General features: G+C 70.3%; 17 protein-coding genes. 11 read left to right on the forward strand and 6 right to left on the reverse strand.

The features are described from left to right. Positions 1–96 precede the first annotated feature (96 nt). Both J7654_RS01005 and lhgO read right to left on the reverse strand, forming a co-directional pair. Positions 97–1,008 carry a sulfurtransferase gene (locus J7654_RS01005; protein WP_209737432.1) on the reverse strand — a complete coding sequence of 304 codons (912 nt, stop codon included), beginning with the start codon at positions 1,006–1,008 and terminating at the stop codon, positions 97–99. A gap of 220 nt (positions 1,009–1,228) precedes the next feature. Further along, positions 1,229–2,455, reverse strand: a complete 1,227-nt coding sequence (gene lhgO, locus J7654_RS01010; protein ID WP_209737434.1) for an L-2-hydroxyglutarate oxidase — start codon at positions 2,453–2,455, stop codon at positions 1,229–1,231. Between the two features lie 315 nt (positions 2,456–2,770). On the opposite strand from lhgO, the gene J7654_RS01015 reads away from it, so the two are divergent. The 11 genes from J7654_RS01015 to J7654_RS01065 all read left to right on the forward strand — a co-directional run bounded on the left by J7654_RS01015 (position 2,771) and on the right by J7654_RS01065 (position 12,121). Then, entirely contained in the window at positions 2,771–4,384 is a 1,614-nt protein-coding gene (locus J7654_RS01015) for a peptide chain release factor 3 (RefSeq protein ID WP_209737436.1), read from the forward strand. Positions 4,385–4,532: 148 nt separating this feature from the next. Then, positions 4,533–5,780, forward strand: coding sequence for an NADH:ubiquinone reductase (Na(+)-transporting) subunit A (locus tag J7654_RS01020; RefSeq protein WP_209737438.1), 1,248 nt, complete (start codon positions 4,533–4,535; stop codon positions 5,778–5,780). Further along, the gene (locus tag J7654_RS01025) at positions 5,777–6,586 is read left to right on the forward strand and encodes an RnfABCDGE type electron transport complex subunit D (RefSeq protein ID WP_209737440.1); all 810 of its coding nucleotides are present in this window, start codon (positions 5,777–5,779) and stop codon (positions 6,584–6,586) included. Before J7654_RS01020 ends, J7654_RS01025 begins: the two co-directional genes overlap by 4 nt. Further along, a complete protein-coding gene (gene nqrC / locus J7654_RS01030; RefSeq protein WP_209737442.1) occupies positions 6,579–7,364 on the forward strand; it encodes an NADH:ubiquinone reductase (Na(+)-transporting) subunit C in 786 nt (261 codons plus the stop codon). Before J7654_RS01025 ends, nqrC begins: the two co-directional genes overlap by 8 nt. Next, positions 7,361–8,020, forward strand: a complete 660-nt coding sequence (locus J7654_RS01035) for an NADH:ubiquinone reductase (Na(+)-transporting) subunit D (protein WP_209737444.1) — start codon at positions 7,361–7,363, stop codon at positions 8,018–8,020. The genes nqrC and J7654_RS01035 overlap by 4 nt, the downstream gene beginning before the upstream one ends. Beyond that, on the forward strand, positions 8,017–8,619 hold the full coding sequence (gene nqrE, locus J7654_RS01040; RefSeq protein WP_209737446.1) for an NADH:ubiquinone reductase (Na(+)-transporting) subunit E: 603 nt from the start codon (positions 8,017–8,019) through the stop codon (positions 8,617–8,619). The genes J7654_RS01035 and nqrE overlap by 4 nt, the downstream gene beginning before the upstream one ends. Next, on the forward strand, positions 8,616–9,836 hold the full coding sequence (gene nqrF / locus J7654_RS01045) for an NADH:ubiquinone reductase (Na(+)-transporting) subunit F (protein ID WP_209737448.1): 1,221 nt from the start codon (positions 8,616–8,618) through the stop codon (positions 9,834–9,836). Before nqrE ends, nqrF begins: the two co-directional genes overlap by 4 nt. A gap of 4 nt (positions 9,837–9,840) precedes the next feature. Beyond that, positions 9,841–10,800 carry an FAD:protein FMN transferase gene (locus J7654_RS01050; RefSeq protein ID WP_209737450.1) on the forward strand — a complete coding sequence of 320 codons (960 nt, stop codon included), beginning with the start codon at positions 9,841–9,843 and terminating at the stop codon, positions 10,798–10,800. An 11-nt stretch (positions 10,801–10,811) separates the two neighbouring features. Next, the gene (locus J7654_RS01055; RefSeq protein WP_209737451.1) at positions 10,812–10,970 is read left to right on the forward strand and encodes a hypothetical protein; all 159 of its coding nucleotides are present in this window, start codon (positions 10,812–10,814) and stop codon (positions 10,968–10,970) included. Beyond that, complete coding sequence (locus J7654_RS01060; protein WP_209737453.1) at positions 10,967–11,365, forward strand: CBS domain-containing protein; 399 nt, start codon at positions 10,967–10,969, stop codon at positions 11,363–11,365. Before J7654_RS01055 ends, J7654_RS01060 begins: the two co-directional genes overlap by 4 nt. 93 nt (positions 11,366–11,458) lie before the next feature. After that, positions 11,459–12,121: a nitroreductase family protein gene (locus J7654_RS01065; RefSeq protein WP_209737455.1), complete on the forward strand. Its 663-nt coding sequence runs from the start codon at positions 11,459–11,461 to the stop codon at positions 12,119–12,121. A 60-nt stretch (positions 12,122–12,181) separates the two neighbouring features. Here J7654_RS01065 and J7654_RS01070 read toward each other — a convergent pair whose 3' ends face one another. From J7654_RS01070 to J7654_RS01085, 4 genes are all read right to left on the reverse strand, one after another. Beyond that, positions 12,182–13,192, reverse strand: coding sequence for an Lnb N-terminal periplasmic domain-containing protein (locus tag J7654_RS01070; protein WP_245195583.1), 1,011 nt, complete (start codon positions 13,190–13,192; stop codon positions 12,182–12,184). Further along, the gene (locus J7654_RS01075; RefSeq protein ID WP_245195584.1) at positions 13,185–14,225 is read right to left on the reverse strand and encodes an alpha/beta hydrolase; all 1,041 of its coding nucleotides are present in this window, start codon (positions 14,223–14,225) and stop codon (positions 13,185–13,187) included. Before J7654_RS01075 ends, J7654_RS01070 begins: the two co-directional genes overlap by 8 nt. A gap of 240 nt (positions 14,226–14,465) precedes the next feature. After that, complete coding sequence (gene glpK / locus J7654_RS01080; protein ID WP_209737457.1) at positions 14,466–15,965, reverse strand: glycerol kinase GlpK; 1,500 nt, start codon at positions 15,963–15,965, stop codon at positions 14,466–14,468. 90 nt (positions 15,966–16,055) lie between these two features. Further along, positions 16,056–17,132 (reverse strand): siderophore-interacting protein, encoded by a 1,077-nt coding sequence (locus tag J7654_RS01085; protein WP_209737459.1) that lies wholly within the window; start codon positions 17,130–17,132, stop codon positions 16,056–16,058. Positions 17,133–17,183: the final 51 nt, after the last annotated feature.

The raw sequence follows: 17,183 nt of genomic DNA on the forward strand, positions 1-17,183 counted from the left end.
TGATTCCAGAAGCGGGACGAGCCTTGGATGGCCGCGCACCCCTGCGCAACCCCCAAGGCTCGTCCCGAACGCGTTCGGCGCGTTTTCGCGCGGGGGTTACTGGACCTGGATCGGCCGGTCGGGATCGGCCGCCCATTCGGCCATCGATCCATCGTACATGGTCGTGTTCTTGTTGCCGAGAACCTCCGAAAGGCCGAACCATGCGATCGAGGCCCAATGGCCCGTATTGCAGAAGGCGATGTTGCGCTCATCATGCGCCAGCCCCACGCCTTCCGCCAGCGCGGCGATGGTCTCGGGCCGGGCGAAGCTGGCATATTCGGCGCTGTAGAGGGCGGAATGCTCGATATTGACCGCGCCCGGAATGGTGCCTTCCGTTCGCACGACCGGGCTCTTGGAATGGCCCTCATACTGGTCGCGCGGGCGTCCGTCGACCAGCGTCACGCCGCTGTCGAGCGCAGCGACGACATCCTCCGTGGTCGCGCGCAATTCATCGCGGATCTCGTAGGTGAACTCTACAGGCTCCGGCGCCAGCGGCTCGGCCGCCCGCTCTCCGCCCGCAGCGTCGTACTGCCGCCACCCGCCGTCCAGGATGGAGACGGCGTCGTGGCCGAGATACTTGAACGTCCAGTACACGCGCGTCGCGCCGCCGAACTCGGAGGAATCGGTGCCCCAGGGCACGATGACCACATGGTCGTCGCTGTCGATGCCCAGCCCGCCGATCAGCGCGGCGATCTCCTCGGCAGGCGGAATCTGCGCCGGAACGCCGTCCACCTCCACGCGCCAGCCGGCCGAGGCATAGGGGGCGACGACGGAGTTGGCGATATAGGGCCGGTCGCCCAGATCGGTGCCCTCGATATTGTCGCGCACGTCGAGCACGACGATGTCCTCGTCCCCGGCACGCTGCGCCAGCCACTGCGCGCTGACCAGCGGCGTGATCTCGTGGGCGAAGGCGGGGCCGGGCACACAGAAGGCGCCTGCCAAAACGAGGGTGACTGCCCGAAAACGCATGTCCAGACTCCATCGGAAACGATCGTCGCCACGCACCATAGCGCCCCGCACCGCCTGATGCTTGAGAGATTTTCCCACGCCCGCGCCCCGAACCGGAACACATTGCGCCCGGCCCGCCGCGAGCGGGAACAATTTCTCAGCACCTCACCGCGCCTTGTATCGCGTGCGGTCTGGTGGATCGAACTTCAGCGCTATCGCAAGCAGAAGGCCACGCTGGGCTTCACGTGGACGACCCGGGCGCTGTCGGGAGCGTTGCGAGCTTGTTCACGATCATGGCGGCGATGGGCATGGCGGAGGTGGCGGCGGGCGACGGGGCGTTGCACACATGCAGCATTCGCTCGCTCTCCAGGAACAGGAAATCGTGGACCAGCGTGCCGTCCGGGAGGATCGCCTGGGCGCGAATGCCCGCGCCGGGCGCGCCGAGGTCGCCCAGCGTCAGGCTCGGGCAGTATTTGCGGCATTGTTCCAGATAGCGGGCGCGCGACATCGAATTGGCGAACTCGCTCGCCCCCGAGCGCCAGTTGCGGCGCGCCATGGCCCAGAAGCCCCTGAAGCCGGCCATCGAGGCCACGTCCGCCGGGCGCACGCTGCCCTTGGCATAGCCCTCGCGCGAAAAGCCGAGCACGGCGTTGGGGCCCACCGTCACGCGCCCGTCGATCATGCGGGTCAGATGGATGCCGAGGAAAGGCAGGTCCGGGTCGGGAATGGGGTAGATCAGGTGCCGGACGATGTCCCGCTTGCTCGCCGGGAGCGTATAGTACTCGCCCCGGAACGGGACGATCCGGTGGCGGGCCTCGAGCCCGGCCAGCCGGGCGATCCGGTCCGATTGCAGGCCCGCGCAGGCGATCAGCCTGTCGGCGCTGAAACGCTCGCCGCCGCCCGTGCCCACCACGACCCGCCTGTCCTCCTCGGCGATGAAGGTCACGGGCGTGCGCAGGGCCAGCCGCGCCCCGCGCTCGCGCAGGCGCTCGGCCATGGCCAGGCAGATGCGCCGGTAGTCCACGATGCCCGTCGCCTTGATGAGGAGCGCGCCCCTGCCTGCGATATTGGGCTCGATCCGGCGCAGCCGCTCGGCCGAGACGGGCTCGTAGGCGATGTCGTTGTCGCGGGCGCGCGCCTCCAGCGCGGCCATGCGCTCCATCTCCGCCTCGTCGGTGGCCACGAGCAGCTTGCCGCAGGTTTCGAACGGTATCGCGTTCCCCGCGCAGAACCGCTTCGTGGCCTCTGCCCCCTCGCGGCACAGCCGCGCCTTCAGCGAGCCGGGCTGGTAGTAGATGCCGGCGTGGATGACCCCGCTATTGTGCCCGGTCTGGTGAAGGCCGAACTCATCCTCCTTCTCCAACAGCACGATGCCGGCCTGCGGCTCGCGCTCGGAAATCTCCAGCGCGCAGGCCAGCCCCACGATGCCCCCGCCCACGATGCAATAGCGGTAATCCGTCTCCGACATGTCTCCCCTCGGCCTGACTGCTTCCATGCCCTCGCATGGTCGCATGATGGCGGACGCGGGGGAAGTTCGCCCCTTGCATGAAGCCGCGTCCCTGGGCGGCCCCTACACAAGGCGGGCGGACACGCGTATAGGCGTTGCGAACCGGCAATCGGAGCCCGCGCAGCGCCCGCAGGCGCGATGCGCCCCGCCCTCGTGCCCTCGCCAGACATCGTAAGGAAATCGAGTGACAGGACATTCCATGCGCCCCGCCGCGGGCAGGCCGGCGCCAGGCGGGGCCATTCGTTCCGCGGCGTCCGGCGGCGCGGAGGCGGCACGATGAGCGGCGAGGCGGCAACGAGGCCGGACGGCACCGCCCACCCGCATCTGTCCCGGCGCACCTTCGCCATCATCTCCCACCCGGATGCCGGCAAGACGACGCTGACCGAGAAGCTGCTGCTGGCGGGCGGCGCCATCTCCATGGCCGGGGCGGTGCGCGCCAAGGGCGAGACGCGGCGCGCCAAGTCGGACTGGATGGAGATCGAGCAGAATCGCGGCATCTCCGTCACCTCCTCGGTCATGACCTTCGAGCGGGACGGCATCACCTTCAACCTTCTCGACACGCCGGGCCACAGCGACTTCTCGGAGGATACCTACCGCACGCTGACCGCCGTCGATTCGGCCATCATGGTGATCGACGCGGCCAAGGGCATCGAAGCGCAGACGCTGAAGCTCTTCGAGATCTGCCGCCTGCGCGACATCCCCATCATCACCTTCGTCAACAAGGTGGACCGCGAGGGGCGCGACCCGTTCGAGGTGCTGGACGAGATCGAGGAGAAGCTTGCGCTTCCCGTCGCCCCCGTTGTCTGGCCCGTCGGGCAGGGCTCCACCTTCCACGGCCTGTTCGACCTCCAGGCGAACGAGCACCTCACCAGCGCGCAGGGTCGCAACGGCGCCTGCGACACGGCCCGCGCCATGAGCGGCCCCAACGACGCGGCGCTCGACGCGCAGGTGCCCGCCGCGATCCTCTCCGACTTCCGCGACCAGGTGGCGCTCGCCAGCGAGGGCTACGCGACCTTCGATGCCGCGGAGTACCGGGCCGGCCATATGACGCCGGTCGTCTTCGGCAGCGCGCTGCGCAGCTTCGGCGTCGACCAGCTCCTGTCGCTCATCGCCAGCCATGCCCCCTCCCCGCGCCCGCAGCCGAGCGATGCCGGGCCGATCGACCCGGCGCGCGAGAAGGTCTCGGCCTTCGTCTTCAAGGTGCAGGCCAACATGGACCCCAAGCACCGCGACCGCGTGGCCTTCGTGCGGTTCTGCTCAGGCCATTTCCGGCGCGGCATGAAGCTCGACCATGTGCGTTCGGGAAAGCCCATCGCGGTCGCCAATCCCATCTACTTCTTCGCGCAGGAACGCGCGCTGACGGAGGAGGCGTTCGCCGGCGACGTGATCGGCATTCCCAACCACGGCACGCTGCGCGTCGGCGACACGCTGACGGAGGGCGAGCGCTTCCGCTTCACGGGCCTGCCCTCCTTCGCCCCGGAAATCCTGCGCCGCGTGCGGCTGGAGGATTCGATGAAGGTGAAGCAGCTTCGCCGCGCGTTGGAGGACCTGGCCGAGGAAGGCCTCACGCAGGTCTTCCGCCCCGTCGTCGGGTCCAACTGGATCGTGGGCGTCGTCGGCCCGCTCCAGCTCGACGTGCTCGCCTCGCGCGTGGCCGCCGAATACAAGGTGGAGGTGTCCTTCGAGCCCGCGCCCTACGCGATGGCGCGCTGGATCCGCTCGGACGATCCGGCGGCGGCCGCCAAATTCGTGCGCGAGAACAAGCTGGACATCGCCTTCGACCGCGACGAAAGCCCGGTCTTCCTGCCGCGAACCGAATGGGATCTGCGCCACGCGGCGACGAATCATCCCGACGTCACCTTCGAGGCGGTGCGCGAGATCGTCGGCTGAGCCGCGCGGACGAAAGGCCGCCCGGAAGCTCTTGCAGGGGTGGAAAACGATCCGCCCTTGTTCTGGATCAATGAACCGTTCACCCTGAGGGTCGATCCTTTCCAAAAGGATTCGGCCGGCTTCCCGGCCCAAGCGACCTGACGGGGACATGCGGGACATCAGGATCAGAAGCGGCATCGATCTGCGCTTTGCCGGCGCACCGGACCAGACCATCGAGGCGGGCTCGCATGTGGCGAGCGCGGCGCTTCTGGGCAGCGACTTTCCCGGCCTGCGCCCGGCCCTGGCCGTCGCGGCCGGAGACAAGGTGCGCGCCGGCCAGCTTCTCTTTTCCGACCGCCGCCAGCCGGAGATCGCCCATGTGGCGCCCGTTTCCGGCACGATCGTCGAATTGTCGCGCGGCCGCCGTCGCAGCCTCGACACCCTCGTCATCGCCGTGGATGCGCAGGAGGGCGAAACCTTCCCCTCGCCCGCCTCGCCCGACCGGCAGAGCCTGACGACGCTTCTGTTGCGCAGCGGGCAGTGGCTCTCGTTGCGCACGCGCCCCTTCGGCCGCATCCCCGCGCCCGGCGCCGTTCCGGCCGCGATCTTCATCACCGCCATCGACACCGCCCCGCTCAGCCCCGACCCCGCCGTCGTCATCGCCGCCTATGCGGACCGGTTCGCCAGGGGCGCCGAGGCCCTGCGGCTGCTGACGGACGGCAAGGTGCATCTGGCGCAGGCGCGCGGGGCCGTCCTGCCGGTGCCGTCCGGCGTGGAGGCCAGCGCCTTTTCCGGCCCGCATCCCGCCGGCCTGGCGGGCACGCATATCCACCATCTCCACCCCGTCGGCCCCGGGGTCACCGTCTGGCAGATCTCCTATCAGGACGTCATCGCCATCGGGCATCTCCTGGAGACCGGCCGCATCTGGAGCGAGCGCGTCGTCGCGCTGGCCGGCCCGGGCATGGTCAAGCCCGGCCTCGTCCTCACCCGCCCCGGCGCCAGCCTTCGCGAGCTTTGCGCCGGGCGGCTGGAGCCGGGCGGCGTCCGGCTTCTGTCCGGTTCCCCGCTGGACGGGCGCCAGGAACATTTCCTGAGCCGCTGGCATTGCCAGGTCTCGGCCATGCCGCACCATCCGCCGGCAGAAGCGCGGGGCGGCCCGCTCCGCCGGCTTCATTCCTTCCTGCGCCGGGACGTGCCGGCGGTCATCCCCAACGCGGCGCACGAACAGGCCGCGCCCGCGCGCATCCTGCCGGTGCCCTTCCTGCGGGCCCTTGGCATCGGCGATGCGCAGACGGCCCTGCGGCTCGGCGCGCTCGAACTTCTGGAGGAGGACATGGCGCTTCTCTCCCATCTGGACGGCGTCGATTACGGCGATCTCCTGCGCCGGGTGCTCGACGAGCTGGAGGCGCAGCAATGATCGCGCCGGCCATTCCCCCTCTCGCGGCCTTGCGCCATCGCGCCATGGCGGGCGGCGGCACGCCGCTGGCGCTCGCGGCGCTGGCCGTGCCGCTGTTCGCCGCCGGCCTGATGGAAGGCTGGACCCTGCCCGCGCGGCTCGCCCTCGTCCTTCTCGTCACCCTCGGCTGGCAGGTGGCCTTCGCCGGCATCCGCAAGCGCGGGCTGGAGCCCAGCGGCATCGTCACCGCCGCGCTGATCGCGCTTCTGGTGCCGGCCGAGGCGCCCTACTGGCAGCTCATCCTCGCCACCACCTTCGGCGTGGTCATCGGCGGCGAGGTATTCGGCGGGCGCGGGCGCGGTTTCGTTCATCCCGCCGTGGTCGCGCTCACCTTCCTGATGTTCTCCTTCGCCAGCCCCGACTATCGGCAGGACCCAGGCATCCCGGCGCTCGCGGTGGCCCCGGCCGCCATCCTCCTTCTCCTCGGCGGGCAGGCCTCCTGGCGCATCCTGCTGGCCGCCGTCGCGGTCCTGGCAGCCGTCGTCTCGCTGCGCGAGGCGGGCGATCCGCTCGCCATCCTCTCCTCGGGCAGCGTGCTGGTGGCGCTCCTGTTCCTCTGCGCCGATCCGGTGGCCTCGGCCTCCACCAATGCGGGCCGCTGGGCCTATGGCGCGCTGGCCGGCCTTCTGGCGGGCCTCTTCGCGCAGGCGGGCCCGGCCTTCGGCTCGGTGGTCTTCGCCGTGCTCATGGCCTCGATCTTCGCCCCGGCGCTCGACCAGATCGCGATCGCCCTTCACATGCGCTGGCGGGAGAAGCGGCATGGCTGACAATCTCTGGACGCGTTTCCTCGCCCGTCCGAACGACGACCGCGTGAAGACGGTGGGCATGGCCTTCCTCGTCGCGCTGGGCTGCGGCGTGCTCGTCTCCACCGCCGCCGTCGCCCTGCGCCCGGTGCAGCAGGCCAATATCGAGGCCCAGCGCGCCGCCACCATGCTGGCCATGCTGGAAGGGGTGCCCGGCATCGGGGAGATGCTGGAGCGCGCCTCCGTGGAAACGCTGGTGGTCGATCTCGATACGGGCGCGCTCGCGCCGGAGATCGACGCGGCGACCTTCGACCAGCAGGCCGCGGCCGCCGACCCGGAAGCCAGCACCCAGCTCTCGCGCGCGGAGGATCTGGCGGGCATCGGGCGGCGCGAGAACCACGCCCTCGTCCACGTGCTGCGCGAGGGTGGCGAGCTGGCGCTCGTCGTGCTGCCCGTGCGCGGCGCGGGCTACCAGTCCACCATCCGCGCCTATCTCGCGCTGGAGGCGGACCTTGAAACGGTCGCCGCCTTCACCGTCTACGAGCAGGGCGAAACGCCCGGCCTCGGCGCGCGCATCGCGGAAGCGGGCTGGCAGGCGCAATGGCCCGGCAAGCGCATCTACGACGAGGGCGAGGTGATGATCGACGTGGTGCCCTCGGGCGCCAGCGGCCCGCACGAGGTGGACGGCATCTCCGGCGCCACCGTCACCGGCTATGCGGTCTCCGACATGCTGCTTTTCTGGATGGGCGAGCGCGGCTTTGCCCCCTTCCTGCAAACCCTGCGCGAAGAAGGCATCCGATGAGCGCCGCGCTGCGAACCCTGTCGGACCCGCTGGTCGACAAGAACCCCGTCACCGTCCACATCCTCGGCATCTGCTCGGCGCTGGCGGTCACGACCTCCATGTCCACGGCGCTGACGATGTCCATCGCCCTCACCGTGGTTCTGGCGCTGTCGGCGGGGATCATCAGCCTCATCCGCCACCAAATCCCCTCCTCCATCCGCATCATCCTGCAGATCACCATCATCGCCTCGCTGGTGATCGTGGCGGATCAGGTCCTGCAGGCCTATGCCTACGAAATGAGCCAGCGCCTCTCGGTCTTCGTCTCGCTCATCGCCACCAACTGCATCGTGCTGGGCCGCACCGAGGCCTTCGCGCTGAAGAACCCGCCGCTGCCCTCCATGGTGGACGGCGTGGGCAACGGCCTGGGCTACAGCCTCGTCCTCCTGCTCGTCGCCGCCCTGCGGGAGCTGTTCGGCGCGGGCAGCCTCTTCGGCGTCTCCATCCTGCCGCTGGTGGCGGACGGGGGCTGGTACCAGCCGCTGCGGCTGATGCTGCTCGCCCCCAGCGCCTTCATCATCCTCGGCCTGCTCGTCTGGGGTGTGCGGAGCTGGCGCCCCCGCCAGGTCGAGGCGCGCGAGTTCGAGCTGCGGCACAAGGTACGGGAGGCGCGCACATGATCGACCTCTTCCAGCGCTCCGTCTTCGAGGAGAATCTCGCGCTCTCCTTCTTCCTGGGCATGTGCACCTTCCTGGCCGTCTCCAAGCGCGTGGACACGGCGCTCGGCGTAGGCCTCGCGCTCATCGTGGTGCAAAGCCTCAGCGTGCCGCTGAACTATCTCCTGCACGCCTATGTCCTGAGCGCCGGCGCGCTGGCGTGGCTCGGCCTGCCGGATGTCGATCTCGGCTTCATGCGCCTCATCACCTTCATCGGCATCGTGGCGGCCATGGTGCAGATCATCGAGATGCTGCTCGACCGCTACGTTCCGGCCCTCTACCGGGCGCTCGGCATCTACCTGCCGCTGCTCGCCATCAACTGCGCCATCATCGGCGGCAGCCTCTTCATGGTGGAGCGCCAGTTCGACTTCCGGGAAAGCGCGGTGTTCGGCCTGGGCACGGGCGTCGGCTGGGCGCTGGCCATCGTCACGCTGGCCGCCATCCGCGAGCGGCTGCGCTATGCCGACGTGCCGAAGGGGCTGGAGGGCCTGGGGCTGGCCTTCATCGTCACGGGGCTGATGTCCATGGGCTTCTCGGCCTTCGTGGGAGTGCGCGTCCTATGACGGACATCCTGCTCGCGCTTCTCTTCGTCACCGTCCTGCTCGTCGCGCTCGCCGTCCTGCTCCATGCCGTGCGCGAGTATCTCCTGCCCGCGCGCCCCGTCACCATCACGGTCAATGGGGAGCGCGAGGTGGCCGGCGCGGCCAATTTCAAGCTTCTCGACATATTGAACGCGGGCGGCGTGGCCGTGCCCTCGGGCTGCGCGGGCGCGGGCACCTGCGGGCTCTGCCGGGTGGAGGGCGTGCAAGGGGCGGGCGAGCCGCTGCCCACGGAGCTGGCCCGCCTCTCGCCGGCCGATGTGCGCGGCGGCGTCCGCCTCGCCTGCCAGGTGGTGGTGCGCGGCGACCTCGGCGTCACCGTGCCGGGCGACGTTCTGGGCGTGAAGACCATGCGCGCCACCGTCTCCTCCACGATCAGCGTGACGCCGCTCATCAAGGAGATCGTGCTCGACCTGCCCGCGGATGCGGATTTCGACTTCCGCGCCGGCAATTTCGTTCAGGTCACGGCGCCCGCCTACCGCCTGCCCTATGCGCAGATCGAGGTCGGCGCCGCCTTCGAGGACGAATGGCGGAAGCTGAAGCTGCGCTCCCTCGTGGCGCAGAGCGACGAGCCGGTCTCTCGCGCCTATTCGGTGGCGAGCCGCCCGGCCGATGTGGGCAAGGTCGTGCTCAACATCCGCCTCGCGGTGCCGCCCCCGGCGGTGAAGGACGCCGCGCCCGGCATCGTCTCCTCCTGGCTCTTCGGCCTGAAGGCGGGGGACGAGGTCGAGATCGCCGGCCCCTACGGCCATTTCGGCGCGCAGGAGACCGGCAAGGAAATGGTGTTCATCGGCGGCGGCGTCGGCATGGCGCCCCTGCGCGCCATGATCTTCGACCAGCTCGAGCGGCTCGGCACCAGGCGCCCGATCAGCTTCTGGTACGGCGCGCGCAGCCGCATGGAGCTGTTCTACGTGGAGGAGTTCGACGCGCTCGCCGCCGCCCACGAGAACTTCCGCTGGGTGCCGGCCCTCTCGGAGCCCGCGCGCGGCGACGAATGGACGGGCGAGACCGGCTTCGTGCACGATGTGGCCTTCCGGGCCTATCTGAAGGACCATCCGGCGCCCGAGACTTGCGAATATTATCTCTGCGGCCCGCCGCTGATGATCGAGGCGGTCTATGCCATGCTCGACGAGTGCGGCGTGGAGCCGGCCAGCATCTTCAACGACGATTTCGGGATCTGACGCCATGGTCACGAGACGCCAATTCCTGGCCGGCGCGGGCGCGGCCCTCGCCATGGCCGCCCTGCCAGCCATGGCCGCCGAGCCGCGCCTTCTGTCCGGCCGCGCCTTCGGCACGCGCTGGCGCGTGACGCTGCCGCGAGGCGCGGACGACGCCCTGGCGGGCGAGCTGTCCGCCCTTCTGGCGGAGGTCGACGCCTCAATGAGCCCCTTCCGGGCCGACAGCGAGATCACCCGCTTCAACCGCTCCGGCGCCACCGGCTGGCGGCAGGCATCGCCGGGCATGTGCGACGTGGCGGGCGCCGCGCTCGACATCGCACGGCTCACCGGCGGCGCCTTCGACCCGAGCGTCGGCCCAGCCGTCCACCGCTTCGGCTTCGGCCCGGTGCAGGGCGCCATGACCGGCTCCTATCGCGGCATCGAGGCTGGCGAGGCGGCCTTGAGCAAGTCCGAGGCCGGCCTCTCGCTCGACCTTTGCGGCATCGCAAAGGGCCACGCGGTGGATCGCCTCGCCGCCCATCTCGCCGCGCGTGGCCATGGCGACTTCCTCGTCGATATCGGCGGCGACATGCGCGCGGCCGGGCGCGGGCCGCACGGCCGCGCCTGGCGGCTCGGCATCGAGGACCCGCTGGCGGGCGGTGCGCGGCGCAAGGTGGAGCTGGCCGGCGAGGCGCTCGCGACCTCCGGCGACGCCATCCATGCCTATGAGCTGAACGGCCGGCGCTACAGCCACACGATCGACCCCGCCACGGGCGAGCCCGTGCTGAACGCCGTCGCCTCGGTCTCGGTGATCGCGCCGGACGCGATGCGCGCGGACGCGCTGGCCACCGCCCTGATGGTGATGGGCCCGCAAAAGGGCCTCGCCTTCGCCGATGCCAACGCCATTCCCGCCTTCTTCCTCCTGCGCGAGGAAGGGGGCCTGCGCGAGGCCGCCAACGGCCTCTTCCTCGCGCGCCTCATCGCCTGACGGAGCCCCCCATGCAGACGATCCTCGCCGCCACGCTTCTTGTCGCCCTCGCCATGCTGGCGCTGGGCCTCGGCCTCTTCTTCGGCCGCCCCGCCCTCAAGGGCTCCTGCGGGGGGCTGGCCTGCGGCGGGGCCTGCGGCTCCTGCGAGCGCAAGGGCCGGGGCCGATGAGCACTCTGGCCACCGTCGGGGAGCATATGCGCGTCGACCTCGTGACGCTGACCGACGACATGGAGATCGTCCACGCCGTCTCGGTGCTGATGCGCAACGCCGTGTCGGGCGCCTGCGTGCTCGACGCGTCGGGCGAGCTGGTGGGCGTCCTGTCCAAGCGCGACTGCCTGAAGGCGGCGCTGAACGCCTCCTACTACAAGCAGTGGGGCGGGACGGTCGCCGACTATATGAGCACGCAGCTCGAAACGCTGGATGCCGGCCTCGACATCGTGGCCGCCGCCGAGCGCTTCGTCGCCAGTTCCTATCGCCGCTTTCCCGTGATGCGCGGCGGGCGCCTCGTCGGCCAGATCAGCCGCACGGACGTGCTCAAGGCGCTCAGCGAGCAGTGGCGCTAGACCATCGGGCGCCCGGCCCTTGATCGAAATCAATGACGGATGGCCCCGGCCGGGTTGCATTCGGGCCGTCATGCGAATGAGAGGAGCGCAGCAATGCCCAGCGTAACACGACGTCTTTTCCTGGCCGGCACCACGGCGGCCGCCGCTTCCACCGGGCTGACGGTGGTGGCGGGCGCGCAGGAGGCCGGCGGCGCGGCGAGCATGTCGGTCGAGGAGGCCCTGCGGCTGCGCCAGTCCACGCGCCGCTTTTCGCCCGCCCCCCTGGAAGAGGAGCAGTTGCTGCGCCTTCTCTGGGCCGCGGCCGGCGTCAATCGCGAGGAAGGCGACGGGCGCACCGCCCCCGCCTGGCGCGGCGCCAGGAACGTCGATCTCTATGTCGCTCTGGAAGACGGTGTCCACCGCTACGATCCGGCCACGAACGCGCTCGAGAGCGTCTTGTCGGAGGACATTCGCGGCGAGGTCAGCTCGGCCTCCTTCATCCAGCGCGCGCCGGCCGTTCTCATCTACGTGTCCGACCGCGACCGCCTGATCGAGGCGGCGGGCGAGGAATCGGCCGGCGACGAGCAGGCGCTGGCCATCGGCGCCCATGTGAACTCGGCCCTCATGGCGCAGAATGTCTATCTGTTCAGCGCGGCCGAGGGGCTCGGCACGGTCCTGATCGGGGGCACGGCAGACCGCGAGGCCATCGCCGCCGCGCTCTCCCTGCCCGAGACGCAGAGCGTGACCTACATCCAGCCGGTGGGCGTGGCGCGCTGAAGCGCCGCCCCTTTCCGACATGAGGCACGGCCCGCCGCAAGGCGGGCCGTTTTCGTTTCCTCAGGGACGCGGCAGGCTTTCGGGGCCGCGAATGACGCTGGAGTAATCCGCCGAGGCCGGCGCGCCCTGGGCGACGGCGCTGATGCGCCCGCGCTCGCGCACCTCCTCCAGCGGCAGGCCCGCGCCCGTCACGCCGTGCTCGTGGAGATAGTCCACGAGGTAGCCGGACAGGAGGATGCGCCAGTCCATCGGAATGCCGGGCTCCACCAGCCGCGCGAGCTGGAAGATGATCGTCGTGCAGTTGGCGATGATCGTGTGGTAGAAGGCCGGCTCGGCGGCCAGCTCGTTCGCGCGCTCCAGATAGGCCAGGAACAGCGCGCGCCTCTGCTCCGCCGTCAGGTCCAGCGGGTAGAGCGAGACATCCTCCCGCCGCGCATTGGTGCGCAGGCGCACGATGTCGCTTTCCTGCGCCGCGATCATCACCAGCTCGAACTGCTTGAAGAAGCCGCCGAGCTCGGAAAAAGCCTCGCCCCGCTCGCGCCGGATCTCGGCCGAGAAGGTGACGGTCTCGCCATTGTCGAAGCCGAAGCTGACCAGCGTGTGCGCAATGGCCGGGTTGCCCCAGGTGGAGCTGACGAGGTCGACGAAGGAGAGTGTGTCGAGATCGTAGCTGCGCGTCTCCCAGCGCTCGGTGAAGTCCTCCTCCGTGCGCCATTCGAAATCGCGCACATTGTCGAGGACGGCCGTGGAACCTTCGATCCGCGCCGTCACGCCGCGGGAGACGTCCGGGGCCCAGTCGCGGTCCGGCAAGGGGTCGATGGAGGCCCACCAGAGCGCGGCCACGGCGATCGCCGCGGCGAACCCCGCCCAGCCCGCCCGCCTTCGCCCGCCGAAATGCAGCCATAGGAGCGTTCCCGCCGCCGTGGCGACGACGCCCCAGAGGGCCCAGCGCGCCGGGCCCTCGAACTGGAACCGCACGGCCATCACGGCCCAGAGCGCGGCGAGGAGAACGAACCCGGCGAAGGCGGCTCGTGCCAGCGGGCGGCGCCGTGCGCCGGCTGGCTCACTCACCGGCCAGCGCCTCTCCGACGAGGGTGAAGGGGCTGGAGATGGTCGTGCCCACCGCATTGAAGACGAAGGCGCCGGCCCGGCGCAGGCCCAGCCCCGGCGCCTCGTCCTGCCCGCCGCCGAGTTCGGGGTAGAGCGCCGCCAGATTCACGTAGCGGCTGTGGTTCAGCCCGTCGACGGTTTCCAGGCCGGAGATGTCGACGATGGCCACGTTGCCCTCGCGCGCCGCCTCCTGCACGCGCGGATCGCGCACGTCGAGCGCGCCCACGCGCTGGCGCGCCCCGCTCAGCCGGTTGGAGACGAGGAGCGCGCGATCGTCCGTCGCGACCAGAACGGTCAAGGGCGGGGAAAGCGGGCCGAGCACCTCCATCTGCGCGCGAAACACGTCCACGTCGATGTCGGGCGCGGCCAGCACCACGGCGAGGCGGTCGATCACGTCGTCCTGTCCCGAAAGGCGCAGCTGCCGCAGGGCCTCTACCGTCAGCCAGCCTCCCATGGAATGGGCCAGAACGTTGATCGAGCCCACCCGCCTGTCGCGCGCCAGTTCGCTCAGCAGATCGGCCAGCGCGTCGCGCGAATAGGTGACCGAATCCTTGTCGGCCACATAGCCGGCCACCGCCGCCTGCGAGGGCCAGGCGAAGAGCACCGGCGTCCCGTCGAGATGCGCGTCGGCCGACATCTGGGCGAGGCGGTAGAGCGCTTCGGGGAAGTTGGAGTTGTAACCGTGGATGAAGACGGTCACGTCGCGCATCCCGTCCGGCGAGGCCGCCACCTGTTCGAAGAAGCCCCGCCGCGTCAGGATGCCCTGGTCCAGCGTCGCGAAGGTCGTCGCGGGGTCGATGCGATCGGTCGGCCATTCGATGCGGCCCGGCTGGTGGTTCGGCGGCACCGAGATGGTGAAGGCGGAGTAGTTGGGCGTGTCCGAACGCCCCGCGGTGAAGACGTTGGAATCGGGCGCCTCCCGCTCGCGCGTCGTCGCGGCATAGACGGTGAGAACCTGCGCGCCCGGCACGGTTCCGCCCATCACCTGAAGCACGCCGGCCCCCGGCCGGGTGCCGCAACCGGCCAGAACGAGGATAAAAGAGAGAAAAAGGAGATTTAAGATCGCGTTCCGGGCGCGGTTCCCAAAAGCTGGAATCATGATCGCCTTTTCGCTCTCAAGTTGCATATTCCGATCCTGCGTATCCACGATTCGCGCCGATGCGCAATATAGGGGGCTTTGCGGCAACACCGGGTTCGGCGCAAGAGGCGGGGGCCTGCCCCGTCTTCGCCCCGGTCAGCAGTTTGGGCGCCGCGTCAGCGTGCGGTCCACCGCCTCTCGCCAGCCCGCCAGCAGCCGGCCGCGCTCCCCTTGCCCGATCTGCGGCTCGAAACGGCGGTCGAGCTTCCATTCGGCGGCGAAACCCTCCTGCCCCGGCCAGACGCCTGCCCCGCAACCCGCCAGCCATGCCGCCCCCAGCGCCGTCGATTCGAGCAGGATCGGCCGGTCCACCGGCGCGTCGAGAATGTCGGCAAGCCGCTGCATCGTCCAGTCGCTCGCCACCATGCCCCCGTCCACCCGCAGGATGGTTCGCTTTTCGGCGTCCCAGTCCGCGCGCATGGCATCCAGCAGATCGCGCGTCTGGAAGCAGACCGCCTCCAGCGCCGCGCGCGCCAGTTCGGCCGGGCCGGTGTTGCGCGTCAGCCCGTGGATCGAGCCGCGCGCCTGCGCGTCCCACCAGGGCGCGCCGAGGCCGGTGAAGGCGGGAACGAGATAGACCCGCTCCTCCGGGTCGGCCTCCGCCGCCAGTTGCCCGGACTGCTCGGCCCGCTCGATCAGCCCCAGCCCGTCGCGCAGCCATTGCACCGCCGCGCCCGCGATGAAGATCGAACCCTCCAGCGCATAGGTGGTGCGCCCGTCGATGCGGTAGGCCAGTGTGGACAGGAGGCGGCTGCGCGAGGAGACGCGCTCGGCCCCCGTATTGAGCAGCGCGAAGCAGCCCGTGCCGTAGGTCGCCTTCATCATGCCGGGGGCGAAGCAGGCCTGGCCGAGCGTGGCGGCCTGCTGGTCGCCCGCCGCGCCCCGGATGGGGATGGAGGCGCCGAAAATCGAGGGGTCGGTCTCCCCGAAGGCGGCGATATTGTCCAGGATCTGCGGCAGCACCGCGCGCGGCACGTCGAACAGGCGCAGGAGATCCTCGTCCCATTCCAGCCGCTCGATGTCGCACAGCATGGTGCGCGAGGCGTTGGTGGCGCAGGTCACGTGCCTTCGTCCGCCCGTCAGCTTGTAGACGAGCCAGGAATCCACGGTGCCGAAGGCGAGGTCTCCCCTTTGCGCCCGCGCCCGCGCCCCTTCCACATGGTCCAGGATCCAGGCGAGCTTGGTGGCGGAGAAATAGGGATCGACGATCAGCCCGGTGCGCTCGCTCACCAGCGCTTCGGCACCCTCCTCTCGCAGCCGCTCGCAGATGCCGGCCGTGCGCCGGTCCTGCCAGACCACGGCGTTGTGGATGGGCTCGCCTGTCGCCCTGTCCCAGACCACCACCGTCTCGCGCTGGTTGGTGATACCGATGGCCGAGACCTCGCGCGCGGTGATCGCCGCGTCCGCCAGCGCGTTGCGCACCGTCTGCGCCACGCTGCGCCAGATTTCGTTCGCATCGTGCTCCACCCAGCCGGGGCGCGGGAAATGCTGGCGCAGCTCCATCTGCCCGCTGCCGCGATTGCGATAGGCCCCGTCGAACACGATGGCGCGCGTCGATGTGGTGCCCTGGTCGATGGCGAGCACGAAATCAGCCATGAGGCCTCCCCTCTTCCCGCCGGCTCTTCGAAACGAACGGCCGGCCCTCGGCCGGCATTCTCGCCCATGCCGCCGGCAAGGGCCAGCCGGTCAAGCCTCGCGCCGCGCCTCGTCCCCCGCCTTGCCCCGGCGCCAATAGGCGGCCACGAGGTGCCGCTCGCGCGCCATGCGCCGCTCCTTGCGCAGATAGGTGCGGATGGCCCGGAAATCGGAAAACTCGCAGCCCGCCCAGACGAAGGCGTCCGGGCCGAGCGCGTCGAGATCGACGGCGCGCAGGGCCTCGGGCAGCAGCCTGGCGGTACCGGCGGGCGCGCCGTGGCGGTGCAGAAAGGTGATGTGGGCCTCGGCGGGCGAGGCGAGCGCGACCTCGTCCGCCGGCCCGTCCACCTCGATCACGGCGCGGGCGCGGGCCTCGGCCGGCAGTTCCTCCAGGATGCGGGCAATGGCGGGCAAGGCGGTCTCGTCGCCCACCAGCAGCAGCGAGCGCGCCTCCGGCACTCCGCCCCCGCCCGGGCCCATCATGCCGACGATCTGCCCCTCGCCCGCCCCCAGCGCGAAGCGGGAGCCGGGCGTCTCCTCCCCTTCATGGAGAACGATGTCGATATCCACGAGGCCCGCCTCAACGTCCACGCGGCGGATCGTATAGACCCGAAGCTGCAACGCATCCTCGCCCTGCGGCCATGCCACGCGCCCGTCCTCGCCCAGCGTCGGCCAGCACGGCGCGCGCCCCGCGGGCGGGAACAGCAGGCGCACATGCAGCCCCCCGCCGGCAAAGCGCGACAGGCCCTCCCCGGAGAGGCGCACCCTCTGCATGTGCGGCGTCAGGCGGCGGGAGGAAACCAGCCGCATCTCGTTGAAGAAGGGCGGCGTGCCGCCCGACGGGCCGTCGCCCTGCCAGCGGATGAGGGGCGCGGGCCCCTCCGCCATCCCCACCACATGCTCGGCGAGACTCATCTTCATGTAGGAAAGCGCGATGGCGTCGCTCGCCTGCGTGCTCACGGCCAGGCTCGCCTCGCGCGCCTCGATCTCGGCGGTGCCGTAGGCGATGCGGATATGCCCCCGCCCGTTCTCCACCCGCGCCTCGCCATGTTCGGCGAAGTGATCGCAAAGGCGGCGCAGCAGCGCCTGTGCCTGCGGAACGGCGATCTCGGACGTGGCGCACAGCATGGCGTTTCCCTTCGCGGCGGAACCGGCTCACCGGTAAGGAAACAGGAGTAG

The organism is Aureimonas populi (assembly GCF_017815515.1).
GTDB classification, from domain to species: Bacteria; Pseudomonadota; Alphaproteobacteria; order Rhizobiales; family Rhizobiaceae; genus Aureimonas; species Aureimonas populi.

Excerpts from the sequence above, each read along its gene's own strand:
- lhgO (WP_209737434.1), bottom strand. The coding sequence starts at position 2,455 with ATGTCGGAGACGGATTACCGCTATTGCATCGTGGGCGGGGGCATCGTG.
- J7654_RS01060 (WP_209737453.1), top strand. The coding sequence starts at position 10,967 with ATGAGCACTCTGGCCACCGTCGGGGAGCATATGCGCGTCGACCTCGTG.
- J7654_RS01020 (WP_209737438.1), top strand. The coding sequence starts at position 4,533 with ATGCGGGACATCAGGATCAGAAGCGGCATCGATCTGCGCTTTGCCGGC.
- nqrC (WP_209737442.1), top strand. The coding sequence starts at position 6,579 with ATGGCTGACAATCTCTGGACGCGTTTCCTCGCCCGTCCGAACGACGAC.
- J7654_RS01005 (WP_209737432.1), bottom strand. The coding sequence starts at position 1,008 with ATGCGTTTTCGGGCAGTCACCCTCGTTTTGGCAGGCGCCTTCTGTGTG.
- J7654_RS01015 (WP_209737436.1), top strand. The coding sequence starts at position 2,771 with ATGAGCGGCGAGGCGGCAACGAGGCCGGACGGCACCGCCCACCCGCAT.
- nqrE (WP_209737446.1), top strand. The coding sequence starts at position 8,017 with ATGATCGACCTCTTCCAGCGCTCCGTCTTCGAGGAGAATCTCGCGCTC.
- J7654_RS01050 (WP_209737450.1), top strand. The coding sequence starts at position 9,841 with ATGGTCACGAGACGCCAATTCCTGGCCGGCGCGGGCGCGGCCCTCGCC.
- J7654_RS01025 (WP_209737440.1), top strand. The coding sequence starts at position 5,777 with ATGATCGCGCCGGCCATTCCCCCTCTCGCGGCCTTGCGCCATCGCGCC.
- J7654_RS01035 (WP_209737444.1), top strand. The coding sequence starts at position 7,361 with ATGAGCGCCGCGCTGCGAACCCTGTCGGACCCGCTGGTCGACAAGAAC.
- J7654_RS01055 (WP_209737451.1), top strand. The coding sequence starts at position 10,812 with ATGCAGACGATCCTCGCCGCCACGCTTCTTGTCGCCCTCGCCATGCTG.
- J7654_RS01065 (WP_209737455.1), top strand. The coding sequence starts at position 11,459 with ATGCCCAGCGTAACACGACGTCTTTTCCTGGCCGGCACCACGGCGGCC.
- J7654_RS01085 (WP_209737459.1), bottom strand. The coding sequence starts at position 17,132 with ATGCTGTGCGCCACGTCCGAGATCGCCGTTCCGCAGGCACAGGCGCTG.
- nqrF (WP_209737448.1), top strand. The coding sequence starts at position 8,616 with ATGACGGACATCCTGCTCGCGCTTCTCTTCGTCACCGTCCTGCTCGTC.
- glpK (WP_209737457.1), bottom strand. The coding sequence starts at position 15,965 with ATGGCTGATTTCGTGCTCGCCATCGACCAGGGCACCACATCGACGCGC.